Origin of the sequence: Paenibacillus sp. FSL R5-0470 (genome assembly GCF_037975205.1) — a bacterium.
Lineage (GTDB): Bacteria > Bacillota > Bacilli > Paenibacillales > Paenibacillaceae > Paenibacillus_AQ.
The window spans coordinates 6,607,000-6,630,171 of sequence record NZ_CP150238.1; the positions used below are offsets into that span (position 1 = coordinate 6,607,000).

Genomic DNA, 23,172 nt, shown 5'->3' on the forward strand with positions numbered 1-23,172 from the left:
AATCACGATTAGTTGTCTCGTTTCAAATACTTTTTCCTATACAATCGGTATCCGATGATCATTAATCCGCCAAATAGCAACAGAGAAATCATTATCGCAACTATAAAGAACTGATTCTGTATATTAAAAAGCGTCGTAAAGCTCTTCTTCTGCTCTTCTATATACCGATAATCGCTATTCACTGTTTCTGGCGTATAATTCAGACTCAGGGGTTGTCCATTAATAGAAATCACTCCTTCTGATGAAGTGATCGTATTGACGTCTGTAACAACCTCATGCCTTTCTTGTTTATAATCTGCAAAAGAAACCCAGTATTGTTCCAGCATCTTCAGCATTCCCTCAAGTTCTTCCTTATCCTTAGGCATATCCACAGTGATTACCGTGTCCATCGGCAGTTCTGGCATCACATTATTGGATGTTTGCAGATCCTGCAAAAAATCAATCGGCACACTATATAAAGAGGATGGAAAGGACTTGGAGGTGTCGCTCTGCTCCATATAATCAACATTTTCATCCGGATACAGTATCACAGAATCGAAAAACCCCATCCCCGCCTCCGAATATTCCTTGTCATACGCCCAGTGCATTTGTGCTCCGATTCCAAGCGGCCCAATCTTGTTGTGCACCAGCAGATTAATGAACGCGTTCATCTTCACCTGAAGTGAATGATCCATATTACTAGTACTCGTTGAATGCATCGCAATAGGGGCATTGACCAGAATGCTGCCATTATTCGATTGCACTCTTTTGATGGCTACCAAATAACGCTGCATTGCCGGATAATCGGTATTGCTGAACACTGGCCGCACACTTGCAAGAAAAGGAATCCCCACTTGATACAGCCGCTCCGCAGTCTCTGTCAGCAATCCCAGATCAGAGAAGGGATAGATCTCTTTGATCGCAAGATACACTTTAGGCGTTGCGTTGATATGAAGCCAATCCTTCAGAACATACCCCATCGCCAGTGCACTGACATTCCCTTGTTCAAAATACGGAACATAAGCAGCATCCTCTTTACTCACAGCATAAGGTGCTTGCAGGCTATCCTCCTGGAAGATCAGCTTTCCAAGGGGCTGGGTTCCCTGACTTCCGGCTATATAGAGCATATCCTGTACCTGAAGTGAAATTCCCGAGAACTGTCCGATCTGGAGATCTGGATTCGCGTCATACATGACATCTGTGGTTAACTGTAGTTTCTTTTTCAGCGAGGCTGGAGGACTGTACCCGATGTGCAAATACTGTCCCTGATAATGCTCCCAATCCTCTACATAAAATTTATTAGTAATCAAAATATCCGCTGCATTACGGACCATAATCACTTTAGAGTAATGATTCAGCATCCCTTGTTCATATTGATCCAGACTTCTAAGTGTGACCTTCATGGAATAGGCCGCCAGCAGTCGCTGGAGTTCAGTCACGTTGCCTTCCTTCGTCGTCCCCTTAGCGAGGCTGTCGTAGAGTAGTAGGACCTGCTGTGGCGAAGCAGCAGATTGGACAGGTGTGACGGGAATCAGAAGGGCTGTTAGGGTCAACGTCAGCAGCAATATACCGTTTAAAACTCCTCTGATGCTCACACACTCACATCCTTTTGAGGCTTTGTATACGGGCTAGAAGGGATGCTCTTGTTAACCTGCTTAACCCGATTGCTGTTTTTAGAAACTCTACGCCCGATCACACTGGATAGGGTCAGAAAAGTGACTAAATCAAAGGATAATGTAAATAAGAACTCATGCTTGGAAATATCGGCATCGCCTGCCCCGATAATCGATACAAAAATACCTGAAAGCCCAATGCCAATCGAAGCGACAATCAATACCATTCGCTGCATACCTCTGAAATCACGGGACTTGATCGCTTTTACAAAGGAAGGCATATAGAGACCGATGACAAGCACCATCCAGAGGAAGATGAACCCGAATGTTCGCGGGGCCAGCGTTTGTTTCAGTTGGCTGTATCCGGTGAAAAAGTGACTCTGTGCTCGAAACTCCTTACCAACGGAATGCTCGAAATTCCCCATAGCCGCAGGCTTAATCGAGAATGCACTTTGAGCAGCTACATTAAGAATCGAATTAAGCTGGTCAGGGTTCGTTAAATAATATTTAAGGATGGATACAAATCCATAACGACTGTAGAAATTCTCCTCGAGAAGTGGTGAATTCACGTCTATGGTCACGTACTTCTCATAGTGAATGCTGTTCTTCAGAATGGCGAATTGCTCGTCCATCCCTAACGCTTTTAAAGCGGCTTCTGGATCAGGTGATTCCTTCAGCACCCCTCGGGTCATGGCATGGAACTGGTTAATGTTTACGAACTCATTTGAGATATTCAAATACGTGAACACACCTGCGAACAGCATCAGAGCAAGAGACGCCATTGTCAGGATCCGAAATATCTTGTCTCTACGAATCCAAAGCAGTGAACATGCCAGAACAGCAATGATCATACCCACTGGCGCATTCTGCTGCTTAGAAGTAGTCAGGATCAGCGTGCTAATTACGAATAAGGCCAGCATCGCGTAGTCATTGAATCTTTTTCGATATAACATCAGCCATGAAGCGAACATGAAGATCATCGTGATCATCACAACGCTTTCGCCGTAAAAGGAGTTAAAATAAGCCGTATAACCGGTATCTCCGAATATAAAAATAGCAATACCTGCAATGATGAATCCCTGTTTTCGGGACATCTTCCATGTAATAGCCTCTATTAATAAGTAAATTGCGATTACATATAGAATCGTATAAATCGCCGCTTGAAAGCGGATGTCGAATACCTCACTACTGAAGAACAACTTGTTAAGTCCTATAGCCAGCTTGATAAATAAGGACTGAGAGGAAAATAACATTGCACCATTCTCATTAAAATATTGAAAGATCCCATATTGCTTCACAAAATAACCAAAGTACTGACTATCATAATCCGGCAGATTGAAATAGAGTCCATTACTATAAATGCTACGGAAAAAGTCACCGTTATCCGCCACTCCGACATACGGAGCTGTGAACAGCGCGATGATGGTAATAAGCAGCACTCCAAATGCAGCAAGAAATGCAGGAGAAACCGATAAATTAGCAAGTGCTATCCCCTGCCTTAGAGGCGTTTTCACCGTGTTGTCCATCATGCAGGTTCACCTTCAATACAATAAGTTTAAGTTAATAGACATAGGCCAGTAATGCCATCAGGTTGTCAAAAGAATAAGCTTGGCCGCTAGCGACATCACCGAATCCTCCGTACAGTGGGCTATCCACATCTGTTACTCTGAACTCGTTCATTCTTTCAATGCTTTTATGGTGGAGAGATTCATCGCCGATTTCTGCGCCGATCATAGCCGTAATGGCATAAATGGCTGTGGAGCGGATATCGTTCAGCGGCTTACCTTCTCTCGAATATTGCCCATACAACGTTCCAGCTTCGACCTGTTGCTTGATAAAATCAATGCTGGTGGCTTTCTGCTGGCCCACCTCAGCTAAGGCTAGAATGGATAAAAGCGACTCTACTGTATTGATGTTTTCCGAACTATATTTTCCGCTCTCATAATTAAACCGTGTCTCATAAAAGGGGAATTCATCCGATAAATATCCGTTTTCCAATATTACGTTCAAATCATTCGTCAGTTTCTTACTAAATTGGCTAGGAATCGACATTTTTCGCAAAGTGCCCAAATTAATATAACACAAAGTGACGAATGTGTTTGTTGAAGAATATTCCATATCGTAGAAATCATAAAGTTTGCTGTCTTTTACATTATAATCATAAAATCTTTCGCCATATTTATCCGCTTCTGCTGTATAATGTTTATCGCCGAACTTCTCCCCCGCCTCATAAAGAGCTTGAATCATACGCAAATCATCAACGGCAGCATTCAAGGGGTATAGCTTCTGCTGTTTAGGACTGTAACGGTAGCTGAAACCACTTTTGATATCAAAAGTTTGCTTAGCCAGTTGCCATTGTTCTGCAAATCTCTCTTGTTGGCCGCTACGCACAGCTGCCAGCATCCGAAGAGATGCCGATTCACTCAGAACTTCGTGTCCACTCGCCGCTTCCGCCGACTGATCTGTTTCAATAAAATTAGTATATACACCGTACTCACCTGTGAGTTTCGAGGTAATAAACTGCTCTAAGTTAGTTACTTCCTGCGTCTGGATTACCTTAGTATCATTTTCCGAATCTACTGGAGCTGGAGAATTAGTATGAACACTATTGGACGGATTCGGTACTGCCGTTTTTTCGCATGCCGTTAACCCTATAATGCCTGCAAATATCGCTAGTGCAGCAATAATTATTTTCCTCAAGTGATCACCTCCTTTTAATATTCTCCTATTCTGCTTACTGCCTAGTATTATCTATAACGGTAATATACAACAAAATGTTAAATCAAACTGTGAGTGTTATGTATCTATCCTTGGACAAAAAAGAGATATCCTTACGCCTTTGGCGAGCGGGATATCCCCTCTGTATCAGTTATTTATTCATTCATACGTTCCCAAAAACGATGGGCAGTAATTGCCGCGACAAGGCTGGCAGCGAACACCTCTCCGCCATCTCCAATGATTACACCCGGACTGCTTCTATGCTCGGCCGTTTCAAGTAGTTTAGCATTTTCAGTAGTCACCGCTATGGGCTTAAAGTGAGAATAGGCTTGGTTCAGGAATTGCGCTGTATCTTTATGGAATTTCTTATGTTCCGAATTTCCACCAGCTGCATAAATTGCATCAAAGAGCACCGAATCTGTCGTGGATAAGGTATGAATGACTTCAAGCTCTGTCCCCTTCGAGCCTTTAATAAATCCAAGCTTATCACTGATTATTTCCGGCTGGATCCCGGCTCTCATAAGCGTATCCAGAACAGGCATCACTAAGTCTTCATCAAATCTGTCGCCTATAATCACACCTATTTTACGTGTGTTTGGGTGCTTCTTCGTATTTGCCTGACTTAGTGCCGGGGAGATTTGAGCTACCTCGGAATCGCCTGTTTTCGGTGGCGTCGCCCCAATAGCTTCTGCTACAGGCACAGCAAGCTCTAACGTAACGTTCGCGAGCATATCTACAACCTGCTGCCGGACAGACTTACTCTTTACCTTCCCGAGCTCGAATGAATAGGCTTCAATAATATGCGCTTTTTCTGGAGCACTCATGCTGTTCCAGAACAGCTTGGCTTGTGAAAAATGGTCTTCAAAGCTTTTGCTCCGGCTACGCACCTTACGGCCCTCAACCTTCTCCTGATAATGTACATAACCACCTTCAGCCTCTGTTGCAGGTGCAGGCGTATTGTTAGCAAGCGAATTATTATGATAGCTCACTGAACCCTGATTAATCGTCTGCCGTCCATACCCGTCACGCTGATTGTTATGGAAAGGACATACCGGTCTATTGATCGGCAACTCATGGAAGTTAGGACCGCCAAGCCGAATTAGCTGAGTATCCGTATAAGAGAACAATCTGCCCTGAAGCAGTGGATCATTGGTGAAATCGATGCCTGGAACCACATGTCCAGGGTGGAAAGCTACCTGCTCCGTTTCGGCGAAGACATTATCCACGTTGCGGTTCAAGGTCATTTTCCCAACAATCTGTACAGGTACATCTTCCTCTGGCCATAGCTTTGTAGGATCCAGCACGTCAAAATCAAACTTAAATTCATCTTCTTCACTTAGAAGCTGAATGCCCAACTCGTATTCCGGAAAGTTGCCGGCTTCAATCGATTCCCATAAATCACGGCGATGAAAGTCAGGGTCCGCACCTGATATTTTCTGAGCTTCGTCCCACACTAAAGAGTGTACACCAAGTACTGGTTTCCAATGGAATTTAACAAAATGCGCTTTCCCCTGTTCATTGATCAGACGGAAGGTGTGAACTCCAAACCCTTCCATCATCCGGAAGCTGCGCGGAATGGCGCGGTCGGACATCAGCCACATCGCCATATGGGCCGATTCCTGATTATTGGCGATGAAATCCCAGAAGGTATCATGGGCTGATGCCGCCTGAGGCATTTCATTGTGCGGCTCAGGCTTAAGCGCATGTACTAAATCCGGGAACTTGATCGCATCCTGGATAAAAAAGACGGGCATATTATTTCCGACTAAATCGTAATTCCCTTCCTCTGTATAGAATTTGGTAGAGAATCCGCGGGCATCCCGCACCGTCTCGGCTGATCCCCGTGATCCGGCTACCGTCGAGAATCGGACAAACACCGGTGTCTTCACGGAGGGATCTTGAAGGAATTTCGCCTTTGTAAATTCTTTCAGTGATTTATATACTTCAAACTCACCATGAGCAGCAAATCCACGTGCATGCACGATTCGCTCAGGGATTCGCTCATGATCGAAATGCGTCATTTTTTCCCGGAAATGAAAGTCTTCCAGTAAGGTTGGGCCCCGATCACCCGCTTTTAAGGAGAACTCGTCCTCTGATACTTTTAAACCCTGGTTCGTTGTTAAGGTGTGACCTTCATCCTTACTGCGAAACTGTTCCAGTTGCTCATTCTTGCTGTTTCCGTTCACTTTTTGATGTTCACTCATTAACAATGGCTCCTTCCAAAGGTAAAGTAAATATTATCATGTATCTCTTACCCTTTAGGAAAGTTTGGCAAACAAAAAAAGGCGGATTCCCGCGAAGCCTCAGCTCCCGAAAACCCGCCTGATCCAGCTAATTCTGATCTAATCTTTAATCTTACGATACGTCTCTTCATCGGAAACAACATACAATCTAGCATCCTTAGGAATAGCCTGATCCAGCTTTCGATTGATACTTAGATCGCTACGATCCGCCAATAAGGTTGCACCTTGTAGAAGCAGGCTCTGAAATGCATCCCCATAAGTCTTCCACGTAGTATTCACTGGAATCTCATAAATATCATCACCATATTTACGGCTCAGCAGCTGCGTTATCACCTCAGAGTTGCCCTCTTGCAGTGCAGAACGAACAGCCAGTCTGGAGATGGCATCATGCGAAAGAACGAACTCGTTTACTTGGACATGCCTGAAATTCTGTATATTCTTCTCTTGCATTATTTCTACAGTCGTATGTACTTGTGGCGCAATGCGCTCAATGCTAGAGGCAATTAACAAAGATTTGCCGTCGATCAGCGATGCTTCATCAATCCTTGTGTCCCCGAACACAATGGCTGCTCTTGCTTCATGGATGTTAGCCTTAAGAAGAATCTCATCACTGGAGGCATCACCACTTATAAAGTGAACTTGATCCATATGCTCCAGAGGATGACTTCCTGTCTCATCAATGATGACAATGTGGCATTTTGGCGAATAGCATAGAACCTCGTCTACGGCAGCTTGTGCTTTCTTACTCCAATTAATTAGAATCACATGGTCCTTTCCCCGAAAGCTCAACGTTCCCGCTCCTCTCCTTCTCTGCACCTCCGCAATGGAGTCAATGACCTTACCAATAACCAAGCTGAGGAGGCCGATACCAAAGATATATAGAAACATGGTAAACAGCTTTCCAACTACGGTCTCTGCAAAATAATCCCCATACCCCACTGTCGCCATCGTTGTCATAACCCAATAGAATGCATTAAACCAACTGTGAAACGTACCCGGCTCAATCAGGTAAGCAATCGACGCACTAAGAACTATAAAGATCAGAATAATTAACCCTATAGTCCGTTTACGCAACCGCATCATCTTGGTGGAAATTCTCAGAAACAGATGCATCTGCCCACCCCTTCTTCACATCAAGCTAAAAGTAAAACTTATACTTTCTTAGATTTTCAATAAGGCTGCCGCTCGATGGATGGATCGGGGCAACCTTTGTCTCAACCCTATTTCATACTCGAACTAAACAATCAAACTGCTAATCGCAAATGCAGTCCCAATAAACACCAAGCAAAGCATAGTGCCTACAGCCACATTCCCTTTCTCCAGATGCTCTGAAATCTTAAAGGTTGGGGTTGCCAATTCAAAGATCCAATAAGCCGCTATCAAGCACACATAACCTACCGCAAACCAAATGATCATGTGCAGAATGGAGGTATTCGTATATGCCGCTACGCCAATAATAATAGCCGTTGCCAGAAACTTGCCGCCTAAAGCCAAGGCTACAGCCACATTGCCTTTCTTCAGCTCCTCCATATCTTTAAACGGAGTCATCAAACCAAAGATCACCATGCCTAACACTTGCAAAAGAATAATCACAAACACACTCACTACCAAATTAACCACCATCGTCACTTCGCCCACCCCCGAAATTTCGCATAAGCCGAATCATAGTCGGCAAAATCATGTACTTCCTCAAGGACTACGGAAGCGGTTTTCTTTTTCTCTAATGCGGTATAGCGTTCATCATCAATCGGCTGCTTAATCCGATTACCTGAAGGGAGCTCAAGCACCGCAAAGTTTCTTGTCTTATCCTTATACTTAGTCTTGTATACTCCTACAAGATCAACATCAGTGGTTACCGATACTTTAAGATTGGTAAGATCCTCTGCTGCCGTTTTTTCATCTGCATAAGACTTAATCGTGCTCCATGAAGACAGGCGAACTTCATTCTTCTGATCAGCATCCGTGATTAACTCGGCGTCCATGAACTGAAGTGTCCAAATTTTATCGCCAGTAGCATAATTCCCATCATTCGGGAGCAGTTCATTATCCGGCAAAACCGTCATGTCACTCCCAATTAAATCCCCTACGGTACTCTCTACCACCCGGTAGTCCCACGGTACCCGTGCTACACTATCTGAAGTTTGAGCTGTTCCTGAATCAAATACACTGCCCTGATTACTGGAACATGCGCTTAGCAACAGTACCGTCAAAAGCATCATACATAAGACTCCGATTCGGGCTTTCTTGCTCTTATCCAATTATCTCACTCCCAACGCAATAAAATGACTGGCATTGCCTGTAATCAATCCGCCCGCTCGGCCGAGCATACCACAAGGCTTCCCGTTAATCACGAACATGCCTGTCAGCAGATGAAATTCACCCTCTGATGTCGTTATCCGTGCTAAATCTGCTCTTTTTTGATACACAGTGGGGAAGAGCTGACTACTGTCATAACCGTCTTCATCTTCAAGCTCTAGCGCACCGCTATCATCAAACATGCGCACCGAACCCCCTTCACGACCAAAAACAGATTTGGACACAAAGTTCCCTGAGAATACAGGCTTATTATAAGTAGGCAAAATATAGCGCGAGATCGTCTCTCGCTCTTCCTTGTCGAATAGCAGGCCCAGCTCATACATTCCCCACACCGCTGCAACCAGCCCCTTGGATTGGAGCAATATACTGTGAGGACCATTAAAGAGCTGAAGATTCCCTTGCTCTACCGCATAGGCGAGGGCATCACCGCCTTCATCCACAGCCATCCACTCTTTAGGATATAGAGCGAACATCCGCTCGATCACACGGTCCTCCCCATCCTTGAGAATTCCGTTGTCGACCCACAGATCAAGACAATCCACACACTGGATATCGAGACCACTGTGCTTCACTAATGCTTCTATCGTACCTGAATCTTCAAGATGAGATCCATAAGCCACACAAGCTGCGGTATCCGGACGTTCTACCTGCCAAGCTGCCGCAACTTGTGCCTTCATCCCTTGATTTGGACTCTGCATTCCAGCTTGCTCACAGATCCATGGTGTAGCTATCGAGGCTTCCACATAACCTGTTGGGGTATCCGCATTCAGTTCGAGCAGCTTAATCGTCCCATCATGGGCTATGGCAAAGTCAAATCTGGCATACCGACTAATGAATCCTTCTTCTGGCATAGGACACCCGTCAAGCATCTCCCAAAGTACAGGGGGAATCCCAAGCAGTTCATACAAATCGCGCTTTAGATGAACATAGCGAACCGCTTTATCGAGAATGGCCCAGAGTTTTGATGAGGCTTCTTCAAGCTCCTTATAAGTGTCCCTGTGCATTAGAGCAATTGCATCCAACCAGTACTCTTCATCCTCAAGATCAGCCCAAGTGAACCCGAGTTCATATAACGCTTTGACCCGTGGACCTCTTTCAAGCTCAGACTGATCTAGAATTTCAAATACACTCTGCTGCTCACTCATCCGCCAAAACCACTCTTACTTGAGCCTGATCTCGAAGAGGACTTCGAGCCTGAGCTAGATTTAGAGTTCTTCGAAGAATTTAATCCGCTGGAAGTGCCACCGATTCCATTTTTTGAGGAAGAACCTCTTCTCGTAATAGAGCCTGTGGAGGAAGTCGATGTTTTGGGCTTTACAACAGAACCGGGAACCTTCTTATTCTGGAATTTCTCACTGCTATAGGTAGGCGGCTTATAAGTTGTTCTCGTGCCTCCATAATAAGTTGGACGGTCCTTAGACCATCCTCTGGAAGAGTAATTGCCACCACTGTTAAACAGCATGTGATATAGCAGCAAGTCATCCCAACCAAAACCTGAATGATATCCACCATAGTTATTCACTACCGTCGTTCCATTATTGGTTACAACACCTTGGCCTTCCTGTTCTACCTCTTGTGTACCTTCCGGATATGGAATATTCCAATCCACATTTTTGTCAAAATAGGCTTTAACCTCTTCGGTAGACCAGGACACTAGCTGGGGTTCATCTCCAGAAGTATTTGCACTAGCCCCTGCGCCGCCAGGAATAAACATAGCATTCGCTAACAAAGCTATGCCTAGCGAAGTAGATAATACTCGAATGGGCTTACCATCAGAAGTGAATAATTTGGATACCGCTAATTCCTTATCCTTTTCATCTTTAGACATCGTAAGGTTCTCCTTCCCTTATCTCAATCATTCGTTGTGCATCGGAACAAGTAAAAGCTCCAGCTTGCCTTCATCTACATTCAGCCGTCCTTCAACCGTTTCATATTCAACACTGCCAACCACAATATAATTGACATGCTCTAACGCTGCGATCATATTCATGCTCCACGTGCGTTCCTCAATGACTCGCAGCCCGCCTTCCGGCATTTTTTCAAATAAGATTACATTCATCCCATTGTCCATTATTACCATTCCTTCCTTAGTTCTGCTATAGCATCTGATACGTCTTTATTACCTTTTCGTTTCAGTTCTAGGTGTGCATAGACTGCCCAACCTTACTCTTGGCGTTAGAACGTCTATATAAAAGAAGAATTCCTAACGAGCACAAGCAAACGAGGAGCAACACGCCGTATACATGCTGATATGCTTTTGCAGGGGAGATATCACGCTGAGCATGCAGTAAAAGCCCGCAGACTGCAACAGATAAAGAGCCTCCGAAGAATTGAACCAGTTGTAAAAGCCCCATACCAGAACCAATCCAAGTCCTTGGAAGAACTATAGAAGTTTCATTGTTTAAGGATGCCATCGTAGCTGAGAAAGCGGGAGAGAAGCATAGATAACCTAGCAGCAGTACTACAGGTGATACAGAAAGATTCAGGGCAAACACAGCCATAACGGCTGCAAGTATACAATGTCCAATCACTAAGAAGCGTATATTACCGTACCGATCAATAAAACGTCCCACATAACGGGTCAGAAATGCAGATAATAGCGCTCCCGGTGCGATATACAAACCAATCATCAGCGCTGATTTATCGAACAGATTAGCGAGCGCAAGCGGCATCAGGAACAAGTTCCCTAAGTTCAGCACCAGAATACAAAAGCCTACGGCAACCAGTTTCAAGTAACCCGGCATGGTAAGCAGCTGCGGATTAATGAATGATTCCTTGGCCTTCTTCAGATGTACGGCATGCACGATAATAGACACTACACCCACCGCTAGCCATACAAGCGACTGGGTAGTTACAGCTACCAGCAGACTTGCTGCATTTACCACGGTCAGCGCCGCCCCCAGGATGTCAAAGCTTGCAGGCTGTGGCTGTTCCTTAGACAATAACCGCAGCAATACCGGCAGCACGATAAGCACAAGGCAAGTTATGCCGAACAATCCATTCCAGCCAAAGTACTGGCTGATGACACCTCCGACAATAGGACCCAAACCAAAGGCCATTGCACTACCCGCCGAGATCATCGCAATAGCAGCACCGCGTCTTTCAATCGGAACATAGCGACTGGCGAGTACAAGCCCTAATCCAGCCATAGATCCGGCGCCCGCAGATTGTAGGATTCTTGTAATCAATAGAATATTAAAGTCATGTGCGAACAATCCAAACACTGATGCTGTCCCAAGCGTAATTAAGCCAATGGTCAAGAGCTTGCGAATCGGCACCAAGTCGGATAACCGGCTATAAATAACCGTCGACAACGCATATCCAATCGAATAGCTGGAAATGACCCATGAGCCTAGGTCAGCAGAAATTTGGAGATCCTGAATAATGGTTGGAAGCGATACATTAAACATCGTTGTGTTCATCACTACAATAAAGAGGCACATCGTCCATAATGGCATGACAATTTTATCATTCATTCCTACTTTCTCATTCATTCCTACTCCATCCCTGTCCTAATTTATCTATACATGCTCAACTAATTTTATGCCTATAAAAAGAGGTTGGCAATTAGAAGAGGGAATTACTTGCGCCACATCAATCCACATACCAGTTCGATTATGATCTCCATTCTCCGCAATATATACTTGTAGTGTTTCAATCAGACTCGGCTTGTGATAATGATAAGATCTTAGAGGTATATTATATCGCGCATGAACTAGGAAAAGAGTGTTCACAAGAGTTCGCATAGAGAATTTCTAAATAGGAGGTAGTAGCCATGAGGGGTTTGACAAAAGAAGTTGCAATGGAAATTGTTCGACGTACGATGCATGTGATTGGGTACAACGTCAATGTTATGGACAAGCGAGGACGAATTATTGGGTCTGGAGATGGTAAGCGGTTAGGGCAATCACATGAGGGTGCATTACTCGCGATAGAGCGTCGTGGCAGATTCGAGATTGATCAGGAGAGCGCCGCTAGATTGCAGGGGGTATTGCCCGGCACGAACCTTGTTATTGAGTTTGAGAATGAGATTGTTGGTGTTATTGGGATTACTGGTGATCCCAAGGAAGTGACGAAGTATGGTGAATTGGTGAAGATGACGGCGGAAATGTATCTTGAGCATATGAAGCTGTTAGAGCAGGCTCAATGGGACAAACGAATGAAGGAGAATTTCCTGCTCGCGGTGATGAATGGCGATGAGGGGAACGTACAAACATTGCGACATCAAGCACAGCAGATTCATTTTCAGGTGGATAAGCCTCATATCGCATGCATCATTGAATTAATTAATCGTAATGAAGAGGATCTAATGGCAACAATGAAGCGGGTAACTGATGTATTAGAAGGACGCCCGGCTGTTCAATTGATTACCATTCGTAATGCCAGACAAGTTGTTCTGGTCAAGGAGCATCTCCATGAGCGGAAGCCGCATACGGATATATGTGAAGGAATTCACCAGATAAGACGTTGGTTAGATGTAAAGGAGATTTCTCCACTACGTATCGCGGTAGGCAAACCTTTTACAGGGATTCAACGGATGATGAAGTCCATTCAATCCGCAGAAGATACGATGCGTGCAGGCTATGCAATATATCCGGATGAGCCGGTTTATTATGCAACGGATCTGCAACTGGAGACGATGGTCGTTCCGAGTGTACATAATTGGATGTCGGAGGAGTTGCTGCAGCTATGGGCGCATTTTGTGGAGGAGGATCGTAGTGGTGAGCTTCAGCAGACATTAGATCTATTTTACTTCGAAAGTGGGGAGCAACAGCATATCGCTGAACGACTGCGCATTCATCGGAATACGCTACGCTACCGACTCCAGCGTATAACCGAGCTCACAGGGAAAGATCCAAGAAATTATCAGGAGCTGTTCCTACTCATGAGTGCGCGTTGGTTATATTTGTTGGAGCATTCTGCTATGTCTTGTGATGAATAAGAGGATATATGTGCATATGCACAAAAAAAGACATCAATCGATGCGAAATATTTATTTCTCCGCCTAATGAAACGCTTACAAAAATTCGCTAAAGTATAGGTATGAGCTCAAACCACATATCGATATATACAACTCTGTGTAAAACTGGGGAGGAATAACTCATGACAGTGAGTGTAAGCGTTTTAGGTGCTTTAGCTGCTTTGGTTGTGGCAATCGTTCTAATATTGAAAAAAGTACCGCCAGCCTACGGCATGATGATTGGTGCATTAGTAGGTGGTTTAATCGGCGGCGTGAGTATGGTGGATACCATTACGCTGATGATGGATGGTGCTAAAGGGATGATTCCTGCCGTGCTTCGCATCTTGGCAGCAGGTGTGTTAGCAGGTGTATTGATTGAATCGGGCGCGGCGAAAAAGATTGCAGAGACGTTGGTTCAGAAGGCCGGCGAGACAAGGGCATTACTCGCATTAGCCTTAGCAACAATGGTGCTTACAGCGGTCGGCGTATTCGTGGATGTAGCTGTTATTACTGTAGCACCCATTGCATTAGCTATTGCACAACGTGCGAAGCTATCGAAATTGGCAATTCTGATCGCTATGATCGGCGGCGGTAAAGCCGGTAACATCATGTCACCTAACCCGAATGCGATTGCCGCATCAGATGCATTTCATATTCCATTAACTTCGTTGATGGCAGCAGGTATAATCCCAGCCGTATTCGGCATTATCGTAACGTACTTCATCGCAAAGCGTTTAAATAATAAAGGCAGTAAAGTAGAAGCTTCTGAGGTAACGAATAATCCGAATGAGCAGCTTCCAAGCTTTTTTACAGCCTTTCTAGCTCCACTTGTAGCCATTATCTTGTTATCCCTTCGTCCAATTGCAGGCATCGTAATCGATCCAGTTATCGCGCTTCCAGTAGGAGGTATCGTAGGCGCCATTGCAATGGGAAGATTTAAGAAGTTAAATGAGTTCGCTGTATTTGGTCTTGGTAAAATGACGGGTGTAGCCGTCATGTTAATCGGGACAGGTACACTAGCTGGTATCATTGCAAATTCGCAACTAAAGGATGTTATTATCGACGGCCTTACTGCATCTGGCCTACCGGCATACTTGCTTGCTCCAATCAGTGGTGCGTTAATGTCTCTTGCAACAGCATCGACAACAGCAGGCACAGCCGTAGCAAGCTCTGTGTTCGGCTCCACCATCATGGGACTTGGCGTAGCTTCGCTAGGAGCAGGGGCAATGATTCACTCTGGTGCGACTGTATTAGACCACATGCCTCACGGCAGCTTCTTCCACGCAACTGGTGGCAGTGTGAACATGCAGATGAAAGAGCGTCTGAAATTGATTCCTTATGAAACCGCAGTTGGTCTAACACTAGCGATCGTTTCGACATTAGTATTCGGTGTATTCCAATGGTTCCTATAACAACTGTCGAAGCATAAACAACACAAAAGGATGTGAAGAGCATGAAGTTTGTATTGGCACCAGATTCATTCAAAGAAAGTATGACAGCAATGGAAGCCTGTGAGGCCATAGAACGAGGACTTCGTTCCTCTTTTCCCGATGCAGAATATATTAAAGTTCCGATGGCAGATGGCGGCGAAGGTACAGTTCAGTCACTCGTCGATGCGACAGGCGGACGAATTGTACATTGTGACGTAACAGGGCCGCTCGGTCAGCCTGTGAATGCATTTTATGGCATTATGGGAGATGGAAAGACCGCGATTATTGAGATGGCAGCTGCTTCTGGACTTGGACTTGTGCCGAAGGAAGAGCGTAATCCGTTGATCACCACGACAAAGGGTACAGGAGAGCTTATCGTTCATGCGCTGAATGCAGGCGTACGTTCTATTATTATGGGTCTTGGTGGCAGTGCAACCAACGATGGCGGTGTAGGCATGGCACAAGCGCTTGGATTCCGCTTCCTGCGAGAAGATGGAACGGAGATTGGATACGGTGGAGGATCGCTAAGTGAAGTTACCCGTATTGATAGTGATCATGTAGATCCGAGACTCCAAGGTGTACAAGTGGTAGCCGCATGTGACGTAGACAATCCGTTAACTGGTGAGCGCGGGGCATCCGCCATCTTCGGTCCGCAAAAAGGTGCAACACCCGACATGGTGAAGCAATTGGATGCAAATCTTGCACGTTTAGCAAACATCATTGCGCGCGATCTCGGAAAAGAAGTGAATGATACAGCAGGTGCGGGTGCAGCAGGTGGACTTGGTGCTGGCGTAATGGCCTTCCTGGGAGCCAGGTTGAAGCGAGGCGTGAACATCGTCGTCGATGCCATGAAGCTTGCGGATAAAGTGAAAGATGCGGATTATGTCATCACAGGCGAAGGGGGTATGGATAGCCAAACCGTCTATGGTAAAACACCGATTGGTGTTGCCAAAGTAGCACAAGCCGCTGGTGTACCTGTTATTGCCTTAGCGGGTTCCCTCGGTACTGGCGTAGAAGCCGTGTACGAGCATGGTATCGATATGTTCTTCTCCATCGTGCCTGGAGTATGTACGTTAGATAAAGCGCTCACCGATGCTTCCTTCAACATGGAGCGTACCGCGCGTAATATAGGGATATTAATCAAACATAGTAACCGTTAATCATAAGAAGAAACGAAGTTGTCGTCCATGAAAGACGTTAATCGTTTCTAGAGAAAATATAAGGATTTTTTAAAGCGTGGAATAATATATTATTATATTTAAAAAAAGATCTGACCCGTGCATGAAGCCGAGTCAGATCTTTTATTTCGTCTTTGCAGGTAGTCTAGGTTTGTACTTCACCTAGTCTGAGCCTTTTCATCAATCCAATAAAGTTTAGGAGACTTGAGATTCCTTAGCAAGAACAGGTACGGTGTTATCCTCTACCTGCACATCATCCTTTGTCTTGGAGAGGACAATGTTCAGCACAATCGCTGTAAGCGAACCGGATACGATACCGTTCTGTAGCAGCATTCGGGCAAATTCAGGCAGCTCTGCGAACATTGCAGGAAGTGTCGCTGAACCTAAGCCAACAGCAATACTACAAGCAGCAATCAGTAGATTACCATCCTTACGGAGATCCACATCGGATAGAATGGATATCCCGGAAACGGCAACCGATCCGAACATGACAATCATGGCTCCACCAAGTACGGCATTCGGTACAATCGTCGTCAAGGCAGCCAGCTTAGGCAGGAGTCCTAGTACAATCATGATCCCGCCAGCGGCAAAAATAACATTACGGGTCTTAATGCGAGACAGCGAAATCAAACCCACATTTTGAGAAAAAGCAGTGTATGGGAAAGCATTAAAGATTCCGCCCAGCATAATTGCTACTCCCTCGGAACGCAGTCCGTTTACGATCTGCTTCTGTTCAACTTTCTGATCAATTACTTTACCAACTGCAAAATAAACCCCAGTAGACTCCACCATACTAACAATATTAACGATGATCATAGTGAAGATTGCAGTAAGACTGAACTCAGGCCATCCGAAGTAGAACGGTTGTGCGATGCTTACCCAAGAAGCGTCACCTACCGTAGAAAAGTTAACGATACCCATTCCATAAGCAATCGCTGTACCCACCACAAGACCTACCAGAACTGAGATCGAGCGCAGGAATCCAGTTGCGAAACGATTAACTGCTAAAATGACAAGTAATGTAATTAGTGCAAGCAGCAAATTGCGGGGTTGTCCAAAATCAGCGCTGCCTTCTCCGCCAGCAACGTTATTCATGGCTACTGGAATAAGAGATAACCCGATAATGGTCACGACAGAACCCGTTACAATGGTCGGGAAGAACTTCAGCAGCTTCCCATAAAGTGGGGCCGCAAGAACAACGAACAAACCGGAAATAATGATCGCACCGTACGCAGTCGCCAGATTATGTGTCGAGGCAATCGCAATAATCGGGCCAACGGCTGTAAAAGTACATCCAAGAATAACCGGGAGCCTGCTACCAAAATACTTGGTGCCCATTATTTGCAGCAGTGTAGCCAATCCGCAAGTGAACAAATCAGCTGCAATGAGGTAAGCCATTTGAGTCCCATTTAGTTTCAAGGCACCCCCAACAATCAGCGGTACAATTACTGCTCCTGCATACATGGCTAGGACATGCTGAAGACCTAACGTAAATACCTTTTGCTTGCTTAACATCCCGCACTCTCCTTGATTTTCTCTAATGAGCTTTCATTATCAATGAAGTGAATTTCACCTGGTGACATAGATGCAATACGGGCCAAGGCATGGACTTCTATGCCTCTGTTCTCCAGAAGGCTCCGGCCTTCCTGGAAGCTCTTTTCAATGACACAACCGACGCCAAGGAGCTCTGCTCCTGCCTCTTTTACGATATCAACCAGTCCCACAAGTGCAGCACCAGTAGCGAGGAAATCATCCACAATAAGCACTTTGTCATCCGGTCCAAGATATTTTTGGGAGACGCTGACCAGATAATCCTCTTGGCGAGTAAAGGAATGTACAGGCGCTGAGTAGACAGCCTCTGAGAGCGTTACTGCTTTCTTTTTCTTCGCATAAACAAACGGTACACCTAATGCAATCGCAGTAGCCATGGCGAACTGAATCCCACTAGCTTCAATCGTAATCACCTTAGTGATCGGTTGATGACCGAACAACTTTTTGAACTCTTGACCGATTTGCAGCGCTAGCTCCGTATCGACCTGATGATTCAGAAATGAATCTACCTTCAGTACCGTATCTGATAAAATAAGACCCTCTTGTCTAATGCGCTCTTGAAGTACTTTCATCGTGAACTAATCTCTCCTCTTCATTAAAAAAACAAAAAAAGGACAAATCCCTTGAGTCGTTTCTCTCAAGTGAATCTGTCCTTCTGGGCTTTTGTCCCTTAGTGGTGTAACACTACATAGTGTCCGCATCGCTCGGTCCAGACCTTTCCTCCAAAGAAGAAAGCGGAACCCTAGATGCGCTATTTCACTCATAGTCGGATAATTACGATGGTTATCCGGTAGAAACTTATGGGCCATATCCCCAAGATTATATGAGTTTTATTAATGTTCGATATGAATACCTTGTATATCTTACACGCTCTGTCTGGTGCTTACAAGCAAAATTTTTAGTGTTTTGCATACCATTTTCAGGTTATTTTCACGAAATTCAATTGTTTACATTTAGTAGGGGTTACTCCAAGATCTTCTGCGCCGTTTCTTCGGTCGTTACGAGCACATTCATATACCCGCCATTTAGAGCGCCCAAGATCCCCGAAACCTTCTCCAGCGATTCCGCTACACCAATAGCGTACCTCGCTCGTCTGATCTGCTCCAGCTCAATGGTCAACGTTCGGTCCGATATTGCTGTGCGTACAGGCAATCCATTGCCATCATAAAAACGCGAGCAAATATCACCAGCTACTTTCCCGTCCTCCAGCTCATCAATCACAGCATCGCCATAAAATCCGCACCATGCCTCTTCACCTTTAATTTCCGGTGATCCAATGCCGAATATAGCGATATCCAGCCGATCCCATGCCTTCGCAATGGTCTGATAATACTGCGAACGCATCAGTTGATCTCTGGTTTCCTTTTGCTCCGTGATCGCTGGCACGTCAATCATTAATGAGCGCGCACCCCACTTTAAGGCAGCTTGGTAGCAGATATTATTGACATGGTATCCGCTCTCCATCTTTCCAGATGGACCACCCACCGTAGGAACACAGGTTACAAAAGGCCTCTGTCCGAGGTTCAGATTGTCTACAACGGCAGCTAAGCTGCTTCCCCAAGAGAACCCAATCGTATCTTTCGGCTGAACCACTTGCTCCAGCCATCTTGCACAAGCCTGTCCAATGGCTTTACGCTTGATCACCCCGGACTGGGCTGGATCTACCTCTACAACAATGGCTTCCTTCAGCCCGAACCGTTCTTTCAATTCCTGCTCCAGTGTACAATGATCTCCAATATCGTAATTGATGGTGATTGTAACGATGCCCTCTTCACGGACTCTCTTCAGCATCCTACTTATGGTGGTGCGATATATGCCAAGTTCATTAGAAATTTCACTTTGCGTTAAATTCTGCTCATAGTACATTTGTGCAATCTTAATGAGCAGCTTCTTGTCTTCTTTTCGATCCATGATAGAACTCCTCGCTTTTTTCAAGGATTTGACGAATCCATAACCCCTAGCTATACTGTAGACGGTTATTTTGCACATTTTTTATTATATTGCACAAATGTGCAAATTATCAATTTTTTAATGGAGATGATCGGCTTTGAATATGGACTTTAGAAAGAAAAGTTGCGCCGTAGAAGCTCTAAAGTATATTGAGAACGACACAACCATTGGTTTAGGTGGGGGTAGTACGATTTCCTATTTAATCGGGAATATTAAAGAAGCAGATCTTCGGTTAAAGGTAGTGACCCCCTCCTTCACTACAGCTTCACTCTGTGTCCAAAATGGATTGCAGGTTGTACCCACTTGGTCCGTTAACCGAATAGCTGTTGCTTTTGACGGCTGTGATGAGGTGGATGAGCAACTGCATGCGCTTAAGAGTGGTGGCGGCATTCATACGAAAGAAAAACTGATTGCTAGTATGGCGGATCATTATATATTGCTGGTAGATGAAACTAAACTTGTGAACAAGCTAACCTTCAAGCATCCCGTAGCATTGGAAATTCTTATGGATGCTCTTAGTTATGTTCAACATTCCGTGAAATCGCTGGGTGGCAAGCCTGAGATTCGAACAAGCGCAAGTAAAGATGGGTATACGGTCAGTGATCACGGCAATGTGCTGCTGGATGTCTTTTTTGACAAGGTAGAGGATAGCACTGCTCTCCAAACTGAACTCAAAGCTATTAACGGGGTCATTGAGACCTCCCTATTCACGAAAGAAGTTACCTCAGCACTTGTGGCTGGTTCAAATGGAATCAAGGTAATCTCTAAGTAAGCTCAAACAATCAAAACAGGCGAGGTGCTAACCATGAACAATCTGAAGTGGGCAATCATCGGCCCGGGAAGTATCGCTACTGAATTTGCGGCTGCTCTAAATGACATCGGCGGAACTTTATATGCGGTAGGATCACGAACCTTAGAGAAAGCCCAGGCGTTCGCGAGCCAATATGGAGCGGAGAAGGCTTATGGCAATTACAGCGAAATGCTGCAAGATCCAGAAATTGATGTCGTCTACATCTCAACACCACATAGTAACCACTACGAATACATCATAGAAAGCTTGCAGAATAACAAACATGTCCTCTGTGAAAAGGCGATCACCGTAAATAGCAAACAACTGCAGGAAATCGCCGAGCTTGCTAAACAAAAAAGCTTAGTCGTCGCAGAGGCTATGACCATCTACCATATGCCACTGTACAAAAAGCTACGGAAAATCGTGGATGAAGGTAAGATCGGACGCCTCAAAATGGTGCAAGTCTCCTTTGGCAGCCATAAAGAATATGATGTGAACAACCGTTTCTTCAGCAAAGATTTGGCTGGAGGGGCGCTGCTGGATATTGGGACGTATGCCTTGTCCTTCACAAGATTCTTCCTGTCCAAACAGCCACAGGAAATTCTAACGACAGTGAAACGTTTTGAGACAGGCGTCGATGAACAATCCGGAATCATTCTGAACAACGATGCGGATGAAATGGCGATCATCTCCCTTACTATGCGCTCCAAAATGCCTAAACGCGGCGTCGTTGCTGGAGAACTTGGCTTTATTACTGTAGACAATTTCCCACGGGCCTCTACAGCTACAATTCAATATTTAGATGGCACCCTAGAAACGATCGAAGCCGGTGATACTTCCAAAGCGCTACAATACGAAATCGAGGATATGCAGCGCTATATCGCGGCAAAAGGCAACCAGGAAACCCTCAAGCTCTCCTTAGATGTCATGGACATTATGAGTAATGTTAGAGAACAATGGGGAATCAAATACAGCTTCGAATAACATACTGAACACAATAGATCAATCATCAAAGCGTTGGTATTCCCTTCAACTGAAGGAAGCCCAACGCTTTTTTGCGGATAATTTTCTAGGAATGGATGACAATATTCTTAGGTGATTTCTTATAGGTACTTTTTAGTACCTATAGCACTTTAAAGTACGTACTATACTTAAATGACTCATGCCTTCATAATTGCACTTACCGGCCGGTGATTATCAGAGTGTAGGAGTGAGAGACATGTTGTTAAACCAAAAAAGAAGTACCCTGGCACTCCTGGCTTTAGCCATTAGCGCCTTTGCGATCGGAACCACCGAGTTTATCAGTGTAGGGTTGCTGCCTTTAATCGCTGATGACCTGAATATACCGCTGACCACAGCTGGATTAACTGTTACTTTGTACGCTTTAGGGGTAACCTTTGGCGCCCCAATCTTAACGTCGCTGACCACGGCGATATCGCGCAAAACATTATTGCTTATCATTATGATTGTATTTATTATCGGCAATAGCCTTGCCGCGGCTGCGGACAGTATTACAATTCTGCTAATAGCTAGAGTAATATCTGCCCTTTCGCATGGTCTGTTCATGTCGATTGCTTCGACCATTGCCGCCGACCTTGTGCCTGAGAATCGTAAAGCCAGCGCTATTGCGATCATGTTCACAGGACTAACCGTAGCTACTGTTACCGGTGTGCCACTGGGTACCTTTCTAGGGCAACAGTTAGGCTGGAGAGCTGCATTCATCGCCATTATTGCCATCGGGCTTATAGCGCTCATCGGTAATCTGATCTTGGTTCCTGCCACAGGGCTGCGCAAAGGAACCCGAACACCGCTTCGCGAACAAGTCAAACTCGTGAAGAACGGACTGTTACTGCTTGCCTTCGCAATCACTGCTTTAGGGTATGGAGGTACCTTTGTAGTCTTTACTTATTTATCTCCACTTCTTCATGAAATCAGCGGCTTCAAAGAGAGCACCGTTGCCATTATCCTTCTTGTATACGGCATAGCTATTGCCATTGGCAATGTCATTGGAGGCAAAGTAGCTAACCGTAAACCTATGAATGCCCTGTTCTACATGTTTGCTGTACAAGCTGTTGTACTGTTCGTCTTAACCTTTACTGCACCCTATAAAGTGGCTGCATTACTCACGATCTTCTTTATGGGATTGTTAGCCTTCATGAACGTACCCGGTCTACAGGTACATGTAGTTACACTTGCAGATCGATATGCTCCGAGTGCGAGAGACGTCGCTTCTGCGCTAAATATTGCTGCTTTTAACGCTGGGATCGCCATTGGCGCCTATCTTGGCGGTATTGTGACGGATCATATGGGACTGATTCATACCACTTGGGTGGGTGCTATAATGGTTCTATCCGCTGTATTCCTAACCGCTTGGAGTCGTGCGCTGGAGAAGAAAGATGAGACTCTTCTCCAGTCTGAGGCTGCTTAATCAGCCTTGCCTTAAC

At 45.1% G+C, this 23,172-nt stretch carries 20 protein-coding genes and 1 riboswitch; of the genes, 6 read left to right on the forward strand and 14 right to left on the reverse strand.

The window, feature by feature from the left end:
* Positions 1 to 8: 8 nt before the first annotated feature.
* From MKY99_RS29290 to MKY99_RS29340, 11 genes are all read right to left on the reverse strand, one after another.
* Positions 9 to 1,574 (reverse strand): hypothetical protein, encoded by a 1,566-nt coding sequence (locus MKY99_RS29290; protein ID WP_339267795.1) that lies wholly within the window; start codon positions 1,572 to 1,574, stop codon positions 9 to 11.
* On the reverse strand, positions 1,571 to 3,121 hold the full coding sequence (locus MKY99_RS29295) for a hypothetical protein (protein WP_339267797.1): 1,551 nt from the start codon (positions 3,119 to 3,121) through the stop codon (positions 1,571 to 1,573). Before MKY99_RS29295 ends, MKY99_RS29290 begins: the two co-directional genes overlap by 4 nt.
* Before the next feature lie 31 nt (positions 3,122 to 3,152).
* Positions 3,153 to 4,292, reverse strand: coding sequence for a glycosyl hydrolase family 8 (locus MKY99_RS29300; protein ID WP_339267799.1), 1,140 nt, complete (start codon positions 4,290 to 4,292; stop codon positions 3,153 to 3,155).
* 173 nt (positions 4,293 to 4,465) lie between these two features.
* Positions 4,466 to 6,514 (reverse strand): catalase, encoded by a 2,049-nt coding sequence (locus tag MKY99_RS29305; protein ID WP_339267801.1) that lies wholly within the window; start codon positions 6,512 to 6,514, stop codon positions 4,466 to 4,468.
* A 138-nt stretch (positions 6,515 to 6,652) separates the two neighbouring features.
* Positions 6,653 to 7,666, reverse strand: a complete 1,014-nt coding sequence (locus MKY99_RS29310; protein WP_339267802.1) for an ion channel — start codon at positions 7,664 to 7,666, stop codon at positions 6,653 to 6,655.
* A 123-nt stretch (positions 7,667 to 7,789) separates the two neighbouring features.
* A complete protein-coding gene (locus MKY99_RS29315; RefSeq protein ID WP_042192771.1) occupies positions 7,790 to 8,182 on the reverse strand; it encodes a DUF350 domain-containing protein in 393 nt (130 codons plus the stop codon).
* A complete protein-coding gene (locus MKY99_RS29320; RefSeq protein ID WP_179085796.1) occupies positions 8,179 to 8,772 on the reverse strand; it encodes a hypothetical protein in 594 nt (197 codons plus the stop codon). Before MKY99_RS29320 ends, MKY99_RS29315 begins: the two co-directional genes overlap by 4 nt.
* Before the next feature lie 39 nt (positions 8,773 to 8,811).
* The gene (locus MKY99_RS29325; protein WP_076284934.1) at positions 8,812 to 10,014 is read right to left on the reverse strand and encodes a glutathionylspermidine synthase family protein; all 1,203 of its coding nucleotides are present in this window, start codon (positions 10,012 to 10,014) and stop codon (positions 8,812 to 8,814) included.
* Positions 10,011 to 10,697: a hypothetical protein gene (locus tag MKY99_RS29330; RefSeq protein ID WP_042192777.1), complete on the reverse strand. Its 687-nt coding sequence runs from the start codon at positions 10,695 to 10,697 to the stop codon at positions 10,011 to 10,013. The genes MKY99_RS29325 and MKY99_RS29330 overlap by 4 nt, the downstream gene beginning before the upstream one ends.
* A gap of 27 nt (positions 10,698 to 10,724) precedes the next feature.
* The gene (locus tag MKY99_RS29335) at positions 10,725 to 10,940 is read right to left on the reverse strand and encodes a hypothetical protein (RefSeq protein WP_042192779.1); all 216 of its coding nucleotides are present in this window, start codon (positions 10,938 to 10,940) and stop codon (positions 10,725 to 10,727) included.
* Between the two features lie 67 nt (positions 10,941 to 11,007).
* The gene (locus MKY99_RS29340) at positions 11,008 to 12,363 is read right to left on the reverse strand and encodes an MFS transporter (RefSeq protein WP_339267806.1); all 1,356 of its coding nucleotides are present in this window, start codon (positions 12,361 to 12,363) and stop codon (positions 11,008 to 11,010) included.
* 281 nt (positions 12,364 to 12,644) lie between these two features.
* On the opposite strand from MKY99_RS29340, the gene MKY99_RS29345 reads away from it, so the two are divergent.
* The 3 genes from MKY99_RS29345 (at position 12,645) to MKY99_RS29355 (ending at position 16,419) form a co-directional block, all read left to right on the forward strand.
* A complete protein-coding gene (locus tag MKY99_RS29345) occupies positions 12,645 to 13,811 on the forward strand; it encodes a sugar diacid recognition domain-containing protein (protein WP_339267808.1) in 1,167 nt (388 codons plus the stop codon).
* Between the two features lie 161 nt (positions 13,812 to 13,972).
* Positions 13,973 to 15,241: a GntP family permease gene (locus MKY99_RS29350; protein ID WP_339267810.1), complete on the forward strand. Its 1,269-nt coding sequence runs from the start codon at positions 13,973 to 13,975 to the stop codon at positions 15,239 to 15,241.
* 41 nt (positions 15,242 to 15,282) lie between these two features.
* Positions 15,283 to 16,419 (forward strand): glycerate kinase, encoded by a 1,137-nt coding sequence (locus tag MKY99_RS29355; protein ID WP_339267812.1) that lies wholly within the window; start codon positions 15,283 to 15,285, stop codon positions 16,417 to 16,419.
* A 213-nt stretch (positions 16,420 to 16,632) separates the two neighbouring features.
* Here the strand turns inward: MKY99_RS29355 and MKY99_RS29360 are convergent, their stop codons facing one another.
* From MKY99_RS29360 to MKY99_RS29370, 3 genes are all read right to left on the reverse strand, one after another.
* Positions 16,633 to 17,952 (reverse strand): nucleobase:cation symporter-2 family protein, encoded by a 1,320-nt coding sequence (locus MKY99_RS29360; RefSeq protein ID WP_042192787.1) that lies wholly within the window; start codon positions 17,950 to 17,952, stop codon positions 16,633 to 16,635.
* Positions 17,946 to 18,560 carry a xanthine phosphoribosyltransferase gene (locus tag MKY99_RS29365; RefSeq protein ID WP_076284939.1) on the reverse strand — a complete coding sequence of 205 codons (615 nt, stop codon included), beginning with the start codon at positions 18,558 to 18,560 and terminating at the stop codon, positions 17,946 to 17,948. The genes MKY99_RS29360 and MKY99_RS29365 overlap by 7 nt, the downstream gene beginning before the upstream one ends.
* Positions 18,561 to 18,731: 171 nt before the next feature.
* Positions 18,732 to 18,835, reverse strand: a riboswitch (purine riboswitch).
* Between the two features lie 116 nt (positions 18,836 to 18,951).
* Positions 18,952 to 19,899 carry a sugar-binding transcriptional regulator gene (locus MKY99_RS29370; protein ID WP_339267814.1) on the reverse strand — a complete coding sequence of 316 codons (948 nt, stop codon included), beginning with the start codon at positions 19,897 to 19,899 and terminating at the stop codon, positions 18,952 to 18,954.
* A 142-nt stretch (positions 19,900 to 20,041) separates the two neighbouring features.
* Here MKY99_RS29370 and rpiA point away from each other — a divergent pair, with 142 nt between their 5' ends.
* The 3 genes from rpiA to MKY99_RS29385 all read left to right on the forward strand — a co-directional run bounded on the left by rpiA (position 20,042) and on the right by MKY99_RS29385 (position 23,156).
* Positions 20,042 to 20,710 carry a ribose 5-phosphate isomerase A gene (gene rpiA, locus MKY99_RS29375; RefSeq protein ID WP_339271829.1) on the forward strand — a complete coding sequence of 223 codons (669 nt, stop codon included), beginning with the start codon at positions 20,042 to 20,044 and terminating at the stop codon, positions 20,708 to 20,710.
* A 33-nt stretch (positions 20,711 to 20,743) separates the two neighbouring features.
* Complete coding sequence (locus MKY99_RS29380; RefSeq protein WP_339267815.1) at positions 20,744 to 21,712, forward strand: Gfo/Idh/MocA family oxidoreductase; 969 nt, start codon at positions 20,744 to 20,746, stop codon at positions 21,710 to 21,712.
* 235 nt (positions 21,713 to 21,947) lie between these two features.
* Positions 21,948 to 23,156 (forward strand): MFS transporter, encoded by a 1,209-nt coding sequence (locus MKY99_RS29385; RefSeq protein ID WP_339267816.1) that lies wholly within the window; start codon positions 21,948 to 21,950, stop codon positions 23,154 to 23,156.
* Positions 23,157 to 23,172 lie beyond the last annotated feature (16 nt).